The sequence below is a fragment of the Novosphingobium rosa NBRC 15208 genome (genome assembly GCF_001598555.1).
Lineage (GTDB): Bacteria > Pseudomonadota > Alphaproteobacteria > Sphingomonadales > Sphingomonadaceae > Novosphingobium > Novosphingobium rosa.
In genome coordinates, this window is the sequence record NZ_BCZE01000024.1 from 36587 (window position 1) to 55657 (window position 19071).

A 19071-nucleotide genomic window follows, 5' to 3' on the forward strand; every position below is an offset into this window, starting at 1 on the left:
ACAGGGGGCAGGCATGCAACACGTGGACGAGGATCTGTCTGACCAGAACGAAGCGGCAGGCAGCGACGCCATCGCCATCGTCGGCATGAGCGGGCGTTTTCCGGGCGCGCGCTCGATTGCCGAATTCTGGGAGAATCAGCGGCGTGGCACGATCTCGATCTCGCATTTCTCTCAAGATGAGCTGGAGGATTCCTTCGATGCCGCCACGCGCGAGGATCCCGCTTTCGTGCGGGCCCGCGCCGTGCTGGAGGATGTCGGCCTGTTCGATGCGCCGTTTTTCGGCATGCACCCGCGCGAAGCGGCGCTGACCGATCCCCAGCACCGCATCTTTCTGGAAATCGCGCAGGAAGCGCTGGATCAGGCGGGCATCGACCCCAGGCGCTATCCCGGCCTGATCGGCGTCTTCGCCGGGGCCAGCATGCCCACCTATCTGATGCGCCATGTGCTGGGCGACCGCGTTGCGGTCGACCGTTTCGCCAGCACCTATCAGTTGGGTGACATGCCCACGCTGGTGGGATCGCTGCCCGAGGTGCTGGCCAGCCGCGTGGCCTACAAGCTCGATCTGCGCGGCCCCGCGATGACGGTGCAGAGCGCCTGCTCGACCTCGCTGCTGGCCGTGGCGCAGGCTTGTCAGAGCCTGCTGACCTATCAGTGCGATGCGGCGCTGGCGGGCGGCGTCTCCATCACCTTCCCCCAGAAGCGCGGCTATCTCTGGCAGGATGGCGGCATGGGATCGCGCGATGGCAGCTGTCGCCCCTTCGATGCGGCGGCGTGTGGCACGGTCTTCGGTTCGGGCGCGGGGGTGGTGATGCTCAAGCGGCTGGAGGATGCTCTGGCCGACCGCGACGAGATCCATGCCGTGATCCGGGGCGCCGGCGTCAACAATGATGGCGCGAGCAAGATCGGCTTCACCGCCCCCAGCGCCGAGGGGCAGGCCAAGGCCATCGCCGCCGCCTTGGCGCAGGCCGATGTTGCGCCTGAGAGCATCGGCTATGTCGAACTGCATGGCACCGCCACGCCGCTGGGCGATCCCATCGAGTTCGACGGGCTGATGCGCGCCTTTGGTCAGACGGCAACGCCGGGAGGCTGCGCGCTGGGCTCGGCCAAGGCCAACAATGGCCATCTCGATGCCGCCGCCGGGGTGACGGGGCTGATCCGCGCGGCGCTGGCCTTGCGCCATGCGCAGATTCCGCCACTGGCCGGTTTCACCGCGCCCAATCCGCATATCGCGCTGGAGGGCAGCCCCTTCCGCATCGAGCGGGAACTCACGCCCTGGGCGCCGGGGCCTGAACCGCACCGCGCGGGCGTCAGCTCCTTTGGCGTGGGGGGCACCAATGTCCATGTCGTGCTGGAGGAAGCGCCGCCTGTCGCCCACCGTGGGGGCGCGACCGGTGTTGGCGACGGGATGCAGATCCTGCCTCTCTCCGCCGCCAATCCCGAAGCGCTGGAGGCCATGGCGGGCGAGCTGGCCGATCATCTGCGCGCCCATCCCGATCTGCCGCTGGGCGATGTGGCCTTCACGCTGGATCAGGGGCGCAGCCTGCGCGCAGCGCGCGGCGCTGTCGTTGCCGCGTCGACGCAGGAGGCCGCCGAGCGCTTGTCCGCCTTCGCCGCCAAGGGGCTGAAAGGGCAGGCGAAGGACACCGCGCCGGTGATCTTCATGTTCCCGGGGCAGGGCTCGCAATATCCGCAAATGGCGCGGGGCCTCTATCAGGGCGAGCCCGTCTTCCGCCTCTGGATCGATCGGGGCGCGGGCGCGCTGAAACCGTCGCTGGGGCTCGATATCCGCGATCTGCTCTATGCCACGGCCAGCGGCGACGATGATGCGCCGCACCCCATCCGCTCGACGGTCTTTGCCCAGCCCGCGCTGTTCCTTGTGCAATATGCGCTGGCGCAGCTGTTCATGGCCAAGGGTATCAGGCCGGATGCGATGATCGGCCACAGCGTGGGCGAGCTGGTGGCCGCCTGTCTGGCCGGCGTGATGCGTTTCGAGGACGGCCTGGCCCTGATCGCCCGGCGCGCGGCGCTGATGCAGAATGCGCCGGAGGGCGCGATGCTGGCCGTCCGCGCCACCGAGGCGCGGCTGCTGCCGCTGCTGGGCGATGATCTGGACCTTGCCGCCGCCAATGCTCCGGAGCTCTGCGTGGCTGCCGGGCCTTTCGAGGCCGTCGCGGCCTTGGAGGCAAGGCTGCAAGAGGCCGGGATTGACTCCCGCCGTCTGCACACCTCGCATGCCTTTCACTCGCGCATGATGGACCCGGTGGTCGAGGGCCTGCAGACCTTCGCCGAGGGGATGCGTTTCGTCGATCCGGCCATCCCCTATGTCTCCAGCGTTTCGGGCGAATGGGTCTCCAAGGCTTCCGATGCGGCCTATTGGGCGCGCCACTGCCGCCAGCCGGTGCGTTTCGCCGATGCGCTGCAGCAGGTGGCAGGTCAGGGGGTGGCAGGCGATACGCCGCCCATCCTGCTGGAAGTGGGGCCGGGCCGCGCCCTGACCACCTTCGCCACGCAGGGACTGGCGCGCGATGGCTATCGCGCCGCCATCACCTCGCTGCCCGATGCCGTTGCGGCGGACCGGGATGTGCAGAGTTTCCATGAGGCGCTCGCCCGGCTCTGGACGCTGGGCGCGCCGGTCGATCTGGCGGGCCTCTATGGCGATCAGGCACGCCGTGTGGCGCTGCCCTCCTATCCCTTCCGGCGGCAGCTGCACTGGATCGAGGCGCCCGTCGCCCGGACCGGCACGCCCCAGCTTCAAACCCTTGAAAGTGAGCAAGCGATGACCAGCACTGCCCCTGTGGCCGACACCGGCCGCCTTGCCCGCCTGACCAGCACCCTGACCGCCCTGTTCGAAGACCTTTCCGGCGAGGTGATCGGCGAGGCCGACCGTAACACGCCCTTTCTGGAACTGGGGTTCGATTCGCTGTTCCTGGGCCAGGTGGCGGCCAAGGTGCAGCGGGCGTTCGGCGTCAGCCTGGTGTTCCGCCAGCTGCTGTCCGACATCACCACGCTTGCCGCGCTGGCGCTGTATCTGGACGAGAACTGCCCGCCCGATCCGCAACAGGCCGCGCCCGTGGCCCCGGTCGTCGCCGAGGCGGCCCCTGCTATCGCCATGCCCGCCATGGCGATGCCCGCAGCGGTGAGCGATGGCGCGACGGGCATGGCCGCGACCTTTCAGGCGCAGCTGTCCGCGATGCAGGCGGTGATCGCCCAGCAACTGGCGCTGATGCAGGGGCAGGGCAGCACCGTCGCCGCGCCCTTGCCTGCGCCGCCGGTTGCGGCTCCGGCCCTGACTCCGGCACCGACCCCGGCGCCTCAGGCGGTGGCGGCCTCGCCGGAACCGGCCCATGACGCGCCCAGCCGCTTCCGGCCCTTCAACAGCAAGGCCCCCGCCGCGCCAGTCACTGACAGCCAACTGGCCCTGATCGCGCAGATGGTCGCGCGCACCCATGCCCAAATGCCCGGTTCCATGGCGCAAACGGCCCAGCACCGCCCCTATTTCGCCGATCCGCGCTCGGTCTCCGGCTTCCGCGCGGTGTGGAAGGACATGGTCTTCCCTGTGGTGGCGCAGCGGTCCAAGGGATCGAAAATCTGGGATGTCGACGGCAATGCCTATGTCGATCTGGTGAACGGCTATGGGCAGACCGCCTTTGGCCATGCGCCCGATTTCGTGCAGGCCGCCGTGGCGCGCCAGCTGGAGGAAGGCTTTGCCATCGGCCCGCAGACGCCGCTGGCGGGCGTGGTGGCGGCGCAATTCGCCCGCATGGTCGCCATGGAGCGGGTCACCTTCTGCAACACCGGATCCGAGGCGGTGATGGCGGCGATGCGCCTTGCCCGCTGCGTCACCGGGCGCGAGACGGTGGTGGTCTTCAACAATGACTATCACGGCCAGTTCGACGAGGTGCTGGTGAAGGCGGGCAGCAAGCCGGGGCGGGCCTTCCCCATCGCCCCGGGCATTCCGCAAGAGTCGCTCAGCAATATGGTGGTGCTGCCCTATGGCACGCCCGAGGCGCTGGACTGGATCCGCGACCATGCCGATGATGTGGCGGCGGTGATCGTCGAGCCGGTGCAGAGCCGCCATCCCGAACTGCTGCCCTTCGACTTCCTGCGCGACCTGCGTGCGCTGACCGCTGACAGCGGCTCGGCGCTGGTCTTCGACGAAGTGGTGACCGGCTTCCGCACCCATCCCGGCGGCATGCAGGCGGTGCTGGGCATCAGCGCCGATATGGCCACCTATGGCAAGGTGGTGGGCGGCGGCATGCCGGTGGGCATTCTGGCGGGCGCGGCGCGGTTTATGGACGCGCTCGACGGCGGCGGCTGGAATTTCGGCGACGACAGCGCGCCTGAAGTGGCCCCGACCTTCTTTGCCGGAACCTTCGTGCGCCATCCGCTGGTGATGGCCGCTTGCCGCGCGGTGCTGGATCATCTGGACGCCGAGGGGCCGCAGCTGCAGGAACGGTTGACCGCCCGCACCGCCGCGCTGGTCGCGCGGATGAATGCGCTGTTTGCCAGCAAGGGGGTGCCCTCGCGCATCGAGACCTATTCCAGCTGGTTTATGCTCAATCTCTCCGGGGCGGATAAGCTGGGGGCGCTGTTCCATTACAACATGCGCCTGCTGGGCGTGCATGTGCTGGACGGCTATCCCTGTTTCCTCACCACCGCGCACAGCGACGAGGACATCGAGCAGATTTTCGAGGCTACGCGCCAGACCATCGATCTGCTTCAGACGGCGGGCATTCTGGTCACCGAGGGGCACGTGCCCCCCTCCACCGAACCGCGCGAGGTGCCGCTGACCGAGCCGCAGCTGGAAATCCTGCTCTCGGCGCAGATGGGGGAGCAGGCCTCTTGCGCCTACAATGAATCCATCACGCTGGCCTTTGACGGGGCGGTCGATCCAGAACGGCTGAAGGGCGCCATCGACGATGTCGTCGCGCGGCATGATGCCCTGCGCGGCACGGTGCCGGCAGGGCGCACGGTGCTGTCCATCGCTCCGGGCCTGACCATCACACTGCCGGTGATCGAAAGCGCCGACGACGCGATGATCGCCGCCTGCAAGGCCGAAGAAGCCGCAACGCCTTTCGATCTGGCCGCAGGGCCGCTGATCCGCGCCTGCCTGTTCCTGAAGGAGGATGGCGGCGCGGCGCTGATCGTCACGGCGCATCATATCGTCTTTGACGGCTGGACGGCCAATCTCTTCGCGCAGGAGGTGGCGGCCTTCTATCGCGCCCGTGTGACGGGCAGCGCGCCGGTGCTAGACCCGGTGCAGTCCTTCGCCGATTACGCCCTGGCCAAGGCGCGGGACACCGGCGCCAAGGCGGCCAATGAGGGCTGGTGGCGCGACACCTATGCCACGCTTCCCCCATCGCTCGATCTGCGTGGCGACCGGCCGCGCCCGGCAGTCAAGAGCTTCAACGGCGCCACCATGACCGCCTCGATCGATGCCGCGCTGATGCGCGATGCGCGCAAGGCCGGGGCGAAGCTGGGCTGCACGCTGTTCGCCACGCTGCTCGGGGCCCTGCAGGTGACGCTGGGCCGTCTGGCCGAGCGCGAGGATGTGGTGATCGGCTGCCCGATGGCGGGGCAGTCGCTGGTCGAGGGCAAGGCGCTGGCGGGGCATTGCGTCAATTTCCTGCCGCTGCGCGCGCCCTTCTCCATGGCGGCCCCGCTGGGCGAGCATCTGCGCTCGGTCGGCGCCATCCTGATGGAGGCCTTCGATCATCAGGACTATACCTATGGCGCGCTGGTGCGCGCGCTGGGCCTGCCGCGCGATCCCAACCGCACGCCGCTCTGCGATGTGCAGTTCAATCTGGAGCGGCTGGGCGAGGACATCGATTTCGCGGGCGCCAAGGCGCAGTTGCTGCCCAATCCCAAGGCCGCGAGCAATTTCGACCTGTTTTTCAACATGGTGGAATCGACGAAGGGCCTGAGGATCGATGTCGATTACGCCACCGACCTCTTTGACGAAGCGACCATCGCGCGTTGGGTGGACAATCTGCGCCAAGTGCTGCGCGCGCTGGTCGCCGATCCGGGCACCGCGATCGGCGCGCTGGATCTGCTGGGCGAGGAGGAGCGCCGCTGGTTGCTGGCGCAGGGCGAAACCATGCCGCGCCTGCCCGATGACGCCACCCTGCCGAAGCATTTTGCTGCAGCGGTGGCCCGGCATGGCGCGCATCAGGCCGTGGTCTGCGAGGGGGATGCCCTGAGCTATGCCGAACTCGATGGGCGCGCGAACCGGCTGGCGCGGGCGCTGGCGGCGCGCGGGATCGGCAAGGGGGATAGTGTCGCCCTGCTGGCCGACCGTTCGATGGACACCATCGCGGCGATCCTGGGCGTGCTGAAGGCGGGGGCGGCCTATGTCCCGCTCGATCCGGCTTTCCCGGCGGCGCGCCAGCTGCATATTTTGCGCGATGCCAAGGCGGCGCTCGCGCTGATCGGCCCCGGAGGTGAAGAGGCCGCGCAAGAACTTGGCGGCGAGGTGGCAATCTTGCCCTTCACGGCTCTTGCCGCTCTGGCGGACGATCAGCCCGCCACCGCGCCCGAGGTGAATGTCTCGGCGGATGATCCGGCCTACATCATGTACACCTCCGGATCGACGGGCCAGCCCAAGGGCGTGGTCGTGCCGCATCGCGCGGTGGTGCGGCTGGTGAGCGATCAGCAATTTATCGCTTTCGGCCCCGATCAGGTGTTTCTCCATCTCGCCCCGCTGGCCTTCGATGCCAGCACGCTGGAGATCTGGGGGGCGCTGCTCCACGGCGGCGCGCTGGCGGTGGTGGCGGAGGCCAAGCCCTCTCTGGCGCGGATCGGGCAGGCGATTGCGCAACATGGCGTCACCACGGCGTGGTTCACCGCGGCGCTGTTCCATGCGCTGGTGGATGAAGGCGTGCAGGTGCTGACGCCCTTGCGGCAAATTCTGGCGGGAGGCGATGTGCTGTCGCCCGCCCACCTGCGCAAGGCGCAGGCGGCGCTGCCTCACGCGCGGATCGTCAATGGTTACGGACCCACGGAAAACACCACATTTTCCGCCTGCTATCCCTTGCCGCCGGAGGGCTGGGGGCGGGGCGCCGTGCCCATCGGCACCGCCATCGCGCATAGCACGGCCTACATCATGGATGCCGATCAGCGCCTCGCTCCGCGCGGCGCGGTGGGCGAGTTGCTGGTGGGCGGCGAAGGGTTGGCGCTGGGCTATCTGGGCCAGAGCGACCTGACGGCGCAGCGCTTCGTGCCGCATCCCTTCGTGGCGGGTGAAAGGCTCTATCGCACCGGCGATCTGGCGCGCTGGCGCAATGATGGCGTGCTGGAATTCCTCGGTCGCGTCGATGGGCAGGTCAAGATCAACGGCCACCGCATCGAGCCGGGCGAGATCGAAAGCGTGCTGCGCGACGTCCCCGGCATCGCCGACGCGGCGGTGACGGTGGTGGAGAGTGACAATGGCACGCGCCAGCTGCACGCCTTTGTTGTGGCCGAGGAGCCGCGCCCCGGATTGATCGAGGAGGCAGGCGCGCAAGTCGCCCGCCTGCTCCCCAGGCCGATGCACCCCCGCACCATCCGCACCATCGGGCAACTGCCGCTGACCGCCAATGGCAAACTCGATCGCGCCCTGCTGGCCATCTTGGGGGCCAGCCCTGTTGCCGAAGCGGTGGAGGAAGCGCCCCGTCCCGCGCCGCATCGCGCGGTGGAACTGCTGGAGATCGAGGCGAAGATCGGCGCGATCTGGGCCGATGTGCTGGGGCTCGACTCGGTGGCGACTGGCGACGCGCTGTTCGATCTGGGCGCTGAGTCGCTGCAGATTTTCCGCATCGTGGCGCGCATGACAGACATTGGCCTGCCGCTGGAAAGCCGCAGCCTGCTGGCGAACCCAACTCTGGGCGAGGTGGCGGCGATGCTGGCCAGCGGTGAGGCTGCAGCCCCCCGTCCGGCTTCCGTTATCGTCCCGCTCTCGTCCTATCGGCGCGGGTTGCACAGGGAGATTCGCTGATGAACGCCATCGACCTCACCCTGAGCGGCGGCGCGCCCGAACCCGAGGTTCTTGCCCGCTTTCCCGCCACCGCCAACCAGCGCCACATCTGGCGCGAGATGGGCAGCCCGCTGACCCGCGATGCGCTTAACGCCAGTTTCCGCCGTCGCCTCGAAGGGAGCATTTCCGACGGCGCGGTGACGAAGGCCCTGCAGGAGCTGGTCGACCGCCACGAGATCCTGCGCACCCGTTTCCGGATGGGGGAGGATGACCAGCTGGTGCAGGAGGTGCTGCGCAAGCTGCCGTTCAAGCCCGATATGGTCGATGTGCGGCATCTGCCCGCGCCGCAACGCGAGGCGGAGCTGGCCCGGCTGGGGGTGACGGAGGCGCGCAGACCTTTCGCCGTGGCGGAGGGTGCGGCGCCGCTGTTTCGGGTCTTGCTCGTCAGGCTGGCGGCGGATCTGGCCTATATCCATCTCACCTTTCATCAGCTGGTGATCGATGGCTGGTCCGTGGATGTGCTGGATGAGGAATTGGGCCAGCTGGCGGCGGCGGCGGACGGGGGAGCGCCCGCCGATCTGGCGCCGGTTGCGATGCAGTTCGGCGATTATGCGCTGTGGCAAAGCGATGTGCTGGCCAGCGGCGCGCTGGATGCGCAGCGCGATTACTGGCGCGGCCAGCTTGCGGACCTGCCGCATTTCGGCATCGCGCCAGACCGCCCGGGGCCGCGTGGCGATTGCGAGGGGCAGATCCGCTCGATCCTGCTGCCCAGGACGCTCACCACGGCTTTCGAGCATCTGGCTCACGCCAACCGCCATACGCTTTTCTCGCTGACCACGGCGGCGGCGGCGGCGGCGCTGCATCTCGTTTCGGGCGAGGGCGAGGTGGTGCTGGGCACCCAGACCGCCGGGCGCGAGGATCCCGATGCGGAAAACATCGTCGGGCCGCTGCTCAACACCGTTCTGCTGCGTTTGCCGGTGATGCCTGCCGACAGCTTCCTGAGCTTTGCCGAGCGGGTGCGCGGCGTGACGCTTGAGGCAACGCAGAACCAGATGCTCCCCTTTGCCGAAGTGGCGAAGATGGCGGGTGACAAGGGTGACGACAGGCCGCTCTACAGCGTCAATCTGGTGGTGCAGCACACCCATATCTCGACCGCCCGCGATGCCGACAGCCAGTATGGCAGCTTCCGCATCGCTTCGGCCCCCAGCCATTCCGCGGGGGCGCTGTGGGATCTCAGCCTCTTCATGGTCGGGCGCGAGGAGGGCTGGCGGCTCTCCTGCGAGGGCGCCAGCGCGCTTTATGACAGCGCCACCATCGATGCGCTGCTCGCGGTCTGGCGCAAGGTGATGGAGGGGGCGGTGGCGCATCCGCAAGCCCCGCTGGCGCAGCTTGCCGTGCTCGAGCCCCATGAACGCCGCCCGGGCAGTCCCGCTCCGGAAAAGACGCCGCAGCAGGCCGCCATCCGCCCCGCGCCCCGCAACCCCCGGCTGGAGGCCTTGCGCCAGCGCATCGTCCCGCTGCGCTCCGAAGGCGACAGGGTGCCGATCATGGCGCTCAACAATGCCTCGCTGCTCTATCCGGTGGCGCGCGCCATCGAGCGCGGGCATCCCTTTTACGATATCCAGTTCTGCCCCTCGCCGGTGCCTGTCGCCCTGCCGCGCCGCCACTTTGCCGACCACGCGCGCGATGCGGTGGAGATGATCCGGCTGGCGCGGCCTCGTGGACCTTACGTGCTGTTCGGCCTGTGCATCCTCGGCGCCCTCGCGCTGGAGGCGGCGCGGATCTTGCGCGCGGAGGGCGAAGAGGTGCCGCTGGTGGTGCTGGTGGACACCTATCGCCCCGGTTATCGGGAAAACATGTCCTTTCTCGATCACCAGATCAGGGCATGGCAGGTGCGGGCGCGCAGCTTTGCCGATCTGCGTCAGCGCGTGGCCTCGGGCGAGCTGACGATGGCGCAATGGATCGACAATTACCGATTGGCGCGTCGCCTGCGCATCACCGCCATGCTGGCGCGGCTGGGCCTGACCACGCCGGGCCCCCGGCATGATCCGATGGCGGACAACAACCGCTGGTTCCCCGAAGAGGTGCTGTTGCCCAGCCAGGCAGCGTTCGATCTGGAGCCCTATGACGGCGATGTGCTGTTCTTCCGCAACCGGGAGATGCAGCCGGGGCGCCTGTTCCCTTATGACTTCGGCTGGGCGGGTCATATCTCGGGGCGGTTCGACCTGCTCGACGTGCCGGGAAATCATGACACGATCTTCCGCCCGGAAGGCGCTGCGGTGATGGGGCCCGCGATCCGTCGCAGGCTGGAAGCGCTGGGCTTTTGAGATGCGCCTGGCATGGGTTGGCGCGGCGCTGCTGATCGCATGCGCGGTGGCTCTGGCCTTCGGCTGGCGGCGCGTGCCCGATATGCCGCTGGGGCCATGGCGGGTGCAGACCGCGCGCTTTACCATCGCCACGCGCGACGGCCCCTACCGTATCGAAGTCTGGCAACCCATGGGGACGACGGGCCTTCGGCCCTTGATCCTTTATGCGCCGGGATGGGGGCAGCAGGTCGAGACGGGATCGCGCCAGCTGGCCTATCTCGCCAGCCATGGCTATGTCGCGGTGGGGTTCGACGATGTGGAGCATGATCCGCCCCGCCCCGCAGAAAGCGCGGATGACAAGGCCCTGCGCCACGCGCAATTCGATGAGGCGACGCCGCAGGCCTATGCCATCTCTTTCGTGCTGGCCGGGCGCAGGGTGCGAAAGGCGGCGGAGAAGGGAAGGGCGATCCTCGATGCGGTGCTGGCGCGGCCTGAACTGGCCGGGCGGATCGACCCGGCGCGGATCGGCTTTCTGGGCTTTTCCTTCGGCGGGGCGACCGGGGTGGAGCAGGCGCTCGCCGATCCGCGCATCAAGGCGGTGGCCAATCTCGACGGCTGGCTGTTCGGCGAGGCCACGCACAGCGTCCTGACGCGGCCCTATCTGCTGTTCTACATCGACGATGATTTTCCGCCCGATGGCTGGTTCAAGTCCGCCGATCCGGGACAGAGGGCGCTGGCGCAGGGCTGCGCCAAAGACCGTGCGATCCACCTTCCCTACCTTGGCCGGGCGGATTTCGTCTGGCTGCATGCCGCCGGCATCGGGCATGACGATCTGTCCGGGGCCTGGCCCGGCTGGTCATGGCGGCATCCTTTTGCGGCTTTCGGTGAGGACCGGCAGGCGCTGGCGTGGCGGCAATCGGCCCATGCGCAGATCATCCGCGCCTTCTTCGACCGCTCTTTGCCTGACCAGCCTCAGGCCTTTCCGCCTGACAGGCGCAGCTACCCCGGCGATGTCACTCCGGTGGTCTAGAGCGGTTCACGATCCGATCGCATCGGATCAACCGCTCTAGATTCTTGTTTTACCGCGCTTTCCAAGTCGCTGGGTGATTCCACCCAGCTTGAAAACGCTCTAAGGCGCGGCGCGGAAACGCCAGCGCACCAGACGGTTGGCCAGCGGGCGGGGCGCTGTCAGCGTCGCGATGGACCAGAGGGCGACGACCAGCCGTTTGGACAAGGGATCGAAACCGCGCCGGGTTACCGAATGGAGGGCGTCGATCAGCGCCACTCTGCGGTTGTCCTCCGGCAGAGGATGCCCCGAAGGGTCCATCCGCAGCGAGGCGACGCGCAATTGCAGCAGATGGCGGCTGGAGCGCAGCCTTGCCTTGTCCGGCGGCGGCGTGCCCAGGGCGTCGCAGATGCTTTCGGCGCTGCGCTGGCGCGACATGGCCCGCGCCACCTCGCGCCCGAAACGGCCGGGGGAAGCGAAGAGGTTGCTGTCGTTCTCGCCATGCTGGCGGTACAACACCAGCGGCTGCAGCACGGTCACCACATCGCCCAGCAGCGGCGCCAGCGCCAGACAGGTGGAATCGGTGGAACTGTCATGCTCGGGGCCGATGGGGAAGAAAAGCTCCAAAAAATCGCGCGCATAGGCGTTGCCCGAGCCGGGCGGCGTGGGATATTCGGTCATCTCCACGCTCCAGCGGCGGACCTCATCGGGGGCCGGGGCCTGAGCGAGGGCGGGAAGGATCGAGCCGAGCGAACGCTCCTGTGCATCGACGCGCTGCATCTGCACCTGCACCTTGCTGACCCCCTTGCGCCACACCGAAGCGACGGCGCGGGCGAAATGGGGATCGAGAATGTCGTCGGCATCGAGGAAGACCACGATGTCTCCGTGTGAGGCGGCGAAACCGGCGTTGTTGGCGGCTCTCTGCCCGCTGTTGGGCTGGAAGATCGCCTTGATGCGCGTGCCGAACCCCTCGATCACCGGGCGGGATTCATCGCTCGATCCATCGTCGACGACGATCACCTCGATATGCGGCCAGTCGAGGTCGAGCGCGCTTTCGATGGCGCGACCCACGAAGCGGCCATAGTTGAAATTGGCGATGATGACGCTGAAATGGGGCGCGGTCGTGTCCATGGGCTAGCCGTTCATCGCGGGCGAAGGCAGGGCCGGGGGCTCCGGTTCGTCGGCCGGCGGCGCTGGCCATGCCGGCGCCTCTGCCTGCTGGCGCGGCGCTGTCATGGGCCGCATCGCCAGAGCCACCCCGGCGAACAGCGCGACATTGGCGCCCAGATCGGCGCTCGGCGCGATCAGGCAGGCCGGGATCAGGGCCAGCAGCGCAGCGGTGGCAAAGGCCCCCCCGATGGTCAGGCCGAGATCGGGGCTGACGCCAAAGGTGGAATGGCGCGTGGGTTGAAACACCGAAAAGGCATAGGCCAGAAAAGCGCCGCATCCCGCCAGGCCCGTCGAGCCGATCATGGAGGTGACCAGACTCGACGAGCGGAAACTGCCCGGCCCGATGCCCAGCCCATAGGAGGCCTTGAAGGCCTCCAGCCCCTGCATCGCCCAGAACAGGCGCTGCTGCGCCGAGTCGGAGCCCGACTTGTCCACCGTCATATGCAGGATCATGTCCGAGATGCTGGAGAGCAATTGCGGCACCACCAGACAGGCCACCGCCATCAGCAGCCCTCCCGCCAGCGTGGCCATCACCAGCTGCTTGACCCGCCCCATTTGCGCCAGATGCGGCATCATGATGACGCGCAGGGCAAAGAAGCCCAGATAGGCCGCCAGCGCCAGATAGGCGGTGGACGAGGTGCTGATCACCAGCAGCATGGCCAGCGCCAGCGCGGTGGCGCCTGTCTCGCGCGGCCAGATCGAGCGATACCACAGCTCGGCATTGAGCGTGAAATAGGCGAAGGCGAAATCGGCGTAGGAGGAGCTTTCGGGGAAGAAGCCCCTGATCCGCACGAAGCCGCTGACCGACTGGTCGAGCTGGGCATAGCTGCCGTTGCGCATCACCTCGAACACGGCGTTGAGCGGCGTGCCGGCGGCCAGCGCGGTCATCAGCCCCAGCACGATATGCAGCCAGCTGACGACGATGGCGGCGGTGACCAGCGTGGCCACCCCGCCGCGCAGGCGCGCCACCAGATAGGCCGCCACGGCGATGGCGCAGGTGCCCAGCATATAGACGCTGGTGGTGATGTTCTGGGTGGAAGGCCCCAGCGCCGCCGTGGCGAAGAGCGAGCTGGCATCCCCGGAACGCAGCGGCGTCACATCCACCTGATTGGCGAAGAGGCGCGGGGCGATCATGGCCGTCGCCACGCCGTAGAAGGTGTAGAGCGCCAGCCAGCGGTTGGCGCGCACCGCTTCGGGCAGCAGGGCCAGAAAGCCGCCGCGCGGCGCCAGAATGCGCAGATAGACGATCAGGCAGGCGAACTGGATCGGCGGGATCGAGGAACCGCCCAGCCCGGGCAGCACGATGGCGGCGCTGCCCGCGAACAGGCCGGAGATCACCATGAAGGTGACGGCATGGCGCAGCGAGCCGCCAAAGACGATGAACGCCCCGATCACCAGCTGAATGAGACCGATGAAGGTCAATTGCATCGCAGCACCTCGCGCAGGCCGACGTGCCCTGTGCGACTCCTGCCGCCCTCACCCTCCATCGGGCATCGACCGGGCGGCAGGGTTTCGCAGTTTGCCTTTCGGCTCAACCGGTCATTGGAAGTAGCCGCAATCCTCCCCGAAAGGGGTAGGGATCAGACCGGGCTGGGCAGGCGCCGCGGCGCCTGCCCGCTACACCGTCAGATCATGATCCCGACAGGCGGTCTGGGCTGGTCCGGCGCGGTGTCCCCCTGCCGGTTCATCACCGCATCGAGCAGGATGGCGCCCGCGATCTGGAAATCCGGCGCGATCGAGGTGATCGGCGGATTGGCATGCCGCGCCTCGTAAGAACCGTCGAAACCGATCAGCCGGATGCGCTCGAGCGCGCCGCCGCCGCGCAGGGCGTTCTGCAGGCCCAGCGCCAGACTGTCATTGGCGGCGATCACCCCGTCGCAAGCGGGCAGCTTCGCCAGCAGCGCGCGGCCCGCCTTCTCGCCCTGATGCAGACGGGACGTGCCCTTGGGCATGTCAAGCGCATGCAGCACCAGCCCCCGCTCGGCCAGAGCGGCATGGCTGGCGGCGAAACGCTCGGCGAATTGCGGCGGGGCATGGGGGCCGCCGCCCAGAAAGGCGATAGTGCGGCAGCCCGCCTCCAGCAGATGCTGCGCCGCCAGTCTGCCGCCCATGGCATTGTCGGCGCGGACCCAGCGCATATCCTCATGCGGGGTGCCCCAGCCCACGATGTTGGTGCCGCTTCGCGCGATCTGGCGAAAATAGCGCCATGCCGCGCGGTTCTCGCTGGTGCCGATCACGATCAACCCGGCGGCCTTGCGCGCTTCCTCATACCTGCCGTACAGCGTTTCGGGGTCGCTCTGGAAGGAGACCAGCGTCTCCAGCCCCCGCGCCGAGGCAGCCTGACAGATCGCCGCCAGCAGCGTGTGATGGAACGGGTTGCAATGTTCCGGCGCGGCGTCCTTGCGGGCCAGCACGATGACGGCGATCCGGTCGATCCGCCCGGTGCGCACCGATGCGGCGACGCTGTCGGTCTGATAGCCCAGCGCGCGGGCGATTTCGGCCACTTTTTCACGCGTCCGCTGCGAGACGGAATGGTGCCCGGCCAGCGCCCGCGAGACGGTGGATTGGCTGACCCCGGCCTTTTCGGCGACATCATAACAGGTTGGGCGGAAGCGACGCAGCGTGGTGGTCTGGTTGTTATCCATGGAATAAATACCGAGTGCAGACCACGCAATTCAACTTTACCGAGACCCGCAGAAATCTGTGGGTTTTGGAACCCTAAACCGCGCTGGTGCTGCGGGCAAGATAAATCCTGGCATGCTTCCGAAGTTAGATTGGTGTGAATTTGAGGGTGAGACATCGCATCACTCCAAGCATGCTTGGTCAGTGAAGAGCAAATTTAGCAAGCTGTTGAACCGCGCGGGGTTTGCCGGAGGCTCCAACTTCTGAGGAAGTGGAGCCGATATGAGCAAAACGACGAACAAATTTGCGTCTGAGGTCCGCGCACGTGCGGTGCGCATCGCGATGAGTATGGGGTCGAGCCGATCTGCAGGGTTCTGCCAATTGCCCCATCCTCCTATCGGGCGCGCGTGGCACAGCGAAGCAATCCGGAGTTGCTGTCGCCCGCTGCACCGTTGCGCGCCTGATGCGTGATCTGGGCCTGCAGGGCGTGATCCGGGGCAAGCCCGTGCGCACAACGCTCAGCAACAAGGCCGCGCCATGTCCGTTGGATCATGTGAACCGGCAGTTTCATGCCCCGGCGCCCAACATGCTCTGGGTGTCAGACTTCACTTATGTCGCGACATGGGCAGGCTTCGTCTACGTGTCTATTCGCTATTCCGAGTGCTTGGCAGAGGCGGGCATTGCACCCTCAGTCGGCAGCGTGGGTGACAGCTATGACAATGCTTCGGCCGCCCGAAGGCCAGCGCAGCTAGACCATCAACGGGCTCTACAAAGCTGAGGTGGTCCACAGGCGCGGGCCATGGCGATCCTTCGCAGCCGTCGAATTTGCCACGCTCGAATGGGTGGACTGGTTCAATCACCGCCGCCTGCTCGAGCCCATCGGCAACATACTACCTGCCGAGGCCGAAGAACTCTATTACGCCATGCTGGACGACGTCTCCATGGATGCCTAACTAAAACCAAACAGCCTCCGGAAAAGCCGGCGCGGTTCACGATGCAGGGGTAGCCGAAAGAAACTCGAAGCACATGCTTGCCATCATGCGGTAGCAGAAAGTCTGCCAAGATTCCTCTGTCCCGCCAGTTGAAGGCGATTAGGTCGCTCGCACTGGCCTGAAGCGGGGTACCTATCTCAAGGGGGACGTATTTCGGCATGGCCTTACAATGGAGCGCTTTCGCTATTGCGCTGTAGCGCCCGGCCAGCAGCGGGGGCGGTCATCGTGAACTTGTTACCACACTCGATCCAAGAAACTTCACGATGACCGAAGACAGGATGGACCTGACTGCGCTTCTCGCCAAGAGCGGAGATGCGGATTTTCTGCGCGAGACGATCGGGTGCGCTGCCAAGCGATTGATGGAACTGGAGGTTGGCGCACAGACTGGTGCGCCGTTTGGCGAGAAGAGCACCGACCGCGCGCGCCGGGGCGGTCGAATTGCGCGTCCCGCGGCTTCGCACCGGCAGCTACTTCCCGAGCTTTCTGGAACCGTGCCGGATGGTGGAGAAGGCGCTGGTCGCGTTGATCCAGGAGGCCTGGATCAACGGTGTTTCGACGCGCACGGTTGATGATCTGGTCAAGGCGATGGGCGGCACCGGCATGTCCTAGAGCCAAGTGAGCTGCCTATGCCAGGATATCGATGGGCGCATCGAAGCGTTCCTCAATCGCCCGCTCGAAGGCGACTGGCCATACGTTTGGCTCGATGCGACCGACCTCAAAGTGCGCGAGGCTGGCCGTGTCGTGTCGGTCGCGGTGATCGTCGCGGTCGGCGCCAACAGCGCGGGACGGCGCGAGATTCTGGGCATGACGATCGGCGCGTCGGAGGCAGAGACGTTCTGGACCGAATTCCTGCGCAACCTGGCCCGCCGGGGCCTGCGCTGGGTGAAACTGGTCATCTCCGACAGCCACGAAGGCATCAAGGCGGCGGTCTCGCGCGTCTTCAGTGCGACCCGGCAACGCTGCCGCGTCCACTTCGCCTGCCATGCGCTGGCCATGCCGGCAAGGGTGGGCGCCGCGTCGTCTCCGCCTTCATCGCCACTGCCTTCGCGCAGGAAGGTGCCGAGGATGCCACGGCGCAATGGCGCAAGGTCGCCGACCAGTTACGACCCGGTGTACCCAAGTTGGCCGCGCTGATGGATGGCAGCGAGGACGATGTGCTTGCTTACATGCACTTCCCGGCCTCGCACCGGATCAAGCTGCACAGCACCAACCCACTCGAAAGGATCAACAAAGAGATCAAACGTCGCGCCGACGCCGTCGGCATCTTTCCCAACGAGGCCAGCATCTCCCGCCTGATCGACGCCGTCCTGCTCGACATGAACGACGAGTGGGCGGTCCAGCGCGGGCGCTACATGACGCTGGAAAGTGTCGCCCAAGTCATCGATGGTGCCATCGTCACGCTGCCGGTCGCCGTGCCAGCCTGACAAACCCAGCCTTGCCAGAGTTCATCGTGGCTCGTGCCCCAGGCTACACCACGAAATAGGACATGATCCTGGGTATTGGTGCCATGATCGTGCCTGCCGTGTTGCCGGCAAGGGCATAGGGCTGGCGGGTCTTTCAGGCCTATCATCCAGTTGGAGTATAGATGGCGTCAAAGTCGTGAGGCTGGAGAGAGGTTTGTTTGTAATATAACGATTTGCATGGGTTGGAATCGGGTTTTTTGAGCTATGTCGTTAACCTATCCGGAAATATTTATGTAAAATAAAGGTTATTTATTCCGGAGATTCGGTTATTTTGTCCTGTTGCGGCGTTTATGTAAAATATCACTGAAGTACTTTCGCATTTCCATGGGTGTCTCTAAGGAGTTTGTGGTCATAGGATGTTGCAATGCCGGGGGGCGTTGCAGCATTCGATTGTCAAAGAGGGGGGCGATTTGTCACGCGTGGAGGATTTGGCAAGGCTGGCTGAGGAGGCCTATGTCGCCGTCTATGAACCGGAGCGGTGGGAGCATTGGGCGGATCGTGTCCGTAATGTGTTCGATGGCCGCGCCATGAGTTTCCATGTCATCGATCGCCAGCAAGGCATCATTCGCCAGAGAATTCTGCGGCATGACAGCGCAAGGATTGTGGAGCGCTATATCGATGAATGCATCGGTGATATCGATCCGCAGATCGATTACGTGTCACATTTGCAGAGGTCGCAAGTCTATACGGACCTCGATCATCTCGATCTGTCTCAGACCACGACCCAGGATTACCTGCGCTGGCAAACGTCAGTGGGCAATGTGCGCCATTATCTGTCGGGGGTGAGCATTCTGAGAAAGGGCCGTTATGTCGGCGGGGTATCGGTGCATCGCAAGACCGATGATGGGGTGACTCCGGATGAGAACCGGCGCCTGATGGAGACCTTGCTGCCGCATCTGGAACGTTCGCTGGAATTGAGCCTGTTGCATGGGGAAAAGCTGGCTTCGGCCTATTGGGACGGGGTTCTGACGGACCGGGCGGAGCCTGCCGTGCTGCTCGATGAGCGTGGGCAACTGCTGCGCGCCGTGCCTGCTGCGGAAACGATCCTGCTGGCAGGTGATGGTCTCGACTTGCAGGACGGGCGCCTTGTGGCTCAAGATCCGCCCAGCCAGGACCGACTGGCCCTGCTGCTGGGCCGGGTGCTGGCGCGGCAGTTTCCGGAAGGGGGGACGGTGCCGATCAGGCGGCGCTCGGGCAGGGCATCCTATCTGGTGAATGCCATACCTTTGCCCAGGCCGATCCGGATGTTTGCGCCCTGCGAGGCCGCAGCGCTGCTCACATTGATCGATCCCGCCGTGAGCCGGCCGGCGCGTGCCGAGCGCTGGCAGGGAGCTTTCGGTCTGAGCGCGCGTGAGGCTGAAATGGCTGCTCTGCTGATGCAGGGACATTCGGTCGACAGCGCCGCCTTTTCCATGGAGATTGCCAATCCCACCGCGCGCATTCATCTGCGCCGCATTCTGGCGAAAACGAGCTGCTCGCGCCAGGCGGACATGGTTCGCCTGCTCAGCCGTTTCTAGGGCGTTCCGGGATCCTGTCTTGCCAAGGTGTCGCGGATTGCGTC

Annotated in this window: 7 protein-coding genes and 2 pseudogenes; 6 read left to right on the forward strand and 3 right to left on the reverse strand. The window is 66.4% G+C overall.

Annotation, left to right across the window (positions count from 1 at the left end):
* The first annotated feature begins 13 nt into the window (after positions 1–13).
* Genes SR3_RS09820 through SR3_RS09830 form a run of 3 tightly spaced genes read left to right on the forward strand, consistent with a single transcriptional unit; the run spans position 14 to position 11287 of the window.
* Positions 14–7972: a hybrid non-ribosomal peptide synthetase/type I polyketide synthase gene (locus SR3_RS09820; RefSeq protein ID WP_068084552.1), complete on the forward strand. Its 7959-nt coding sequence runs from the start codon at positions 14–16 to the stop codon at positions 7970–7972.
* Positions 7972–10278, forward strand: a complete 2307-nt coding sequence (locus SR3_RS09825; protein ID WP_068084555.1) for a condensation domain-containing protein — start codon at positions 7972–7974, stop codon at positions 10276–10278. The genes SR3_RS09820 and SR3_RS09825 overlap by 1 nt, the downstream gene beginning before the upstream one ends.
* Position 10279: 1 nt before the next feature.
* Positions 10280–11287 (forward strand): alpha/beta hydrolase family protein, encoded by a 1008-nt coding sequence (locus SR3_RS09830; RefSeq protein ID WP_068084558.1) that lies wholly within the window; start codon positions 10280–10282, stop codon positions 11285–11287.
* Between the two features lie 99 nt (positions 11288–11386).
* On the opposite strand, the gene SR3_RS09835 is transcribed toward SR3_RS09830, so the two are convergent.
* The 3 genes from SR3_RS09835 to SR3_RS09845 form a co-directional block, all read right to left on the reverse strand.
* On the reverse strand, positions 11387–12394 hold the full coding sequence (locus SR3_RS09835) for a glycosyltransferase family 2 protein (protein ID WP_068084560.1): 1008 nt from the start codon (positions 12392–12394) through the stop codon (positions 11387–11389).
* 3 nt (positions 12395–12397) lie between these two features.
* Entirely contained in the window at positions 12398–13861 is a 1464-nt protein-coding gene (locus SR3_RS09840; RefSeq protein WP_068084562.1) for an O-antigen ligase family protein, read from the reverse strand.
* A 197-nt stretch (positions 13862–14058) separates the two neighbouring features.
* The gene (locus SR3_RS09845) at positions 14059–15078 is read right to left on the reverse strand and encodes a LacI family DNA-binding transcriptional regulator (protein WP_068084565.1); all 1020 of its coding nucleotides are present in this window, start codon (positions 15076–15078) and stop codon (positions 14059–14061) included.
* 312 nt (positions 15079–15390) lie between these two features.
* Here SR3_RS09845 and SR3_RS09850 point away from each other — a divergent pair.
* The 3 genes and pseudogenes from SR3_RS09850 to SR3_RS09860 all read left to right on the forward strand — a co-directional run.
* A pseudogene (locus SR3_RS09850) lies at positions 15391–16008 on the forward strand (IS3 family transposase); the annotation flags it as partial.
* Between the two features lie 302 nt (positions 16009–16310).
* Positions 16311–17471: pseudogene (locus tag SR3_RS09855) on the forward strand (IS256 family transposase).
* A gap of 458 nt (positions 17472–17929) precedes the next feature.
* The gene (locus SR3_RS09860; RefSeq protein ID WP_245653857.1) at positions 17930–19027 is read left to right on the forward strand and encodes a helix-turn-helix transcriptional regulator; all 1098 of its coding nucleotides are present in this window, start codon (positions 17930–17932) and stop codon (positions 19025–19027) included.
* Positions 19028–19071 lie beyond the last annotated feature (44 nt).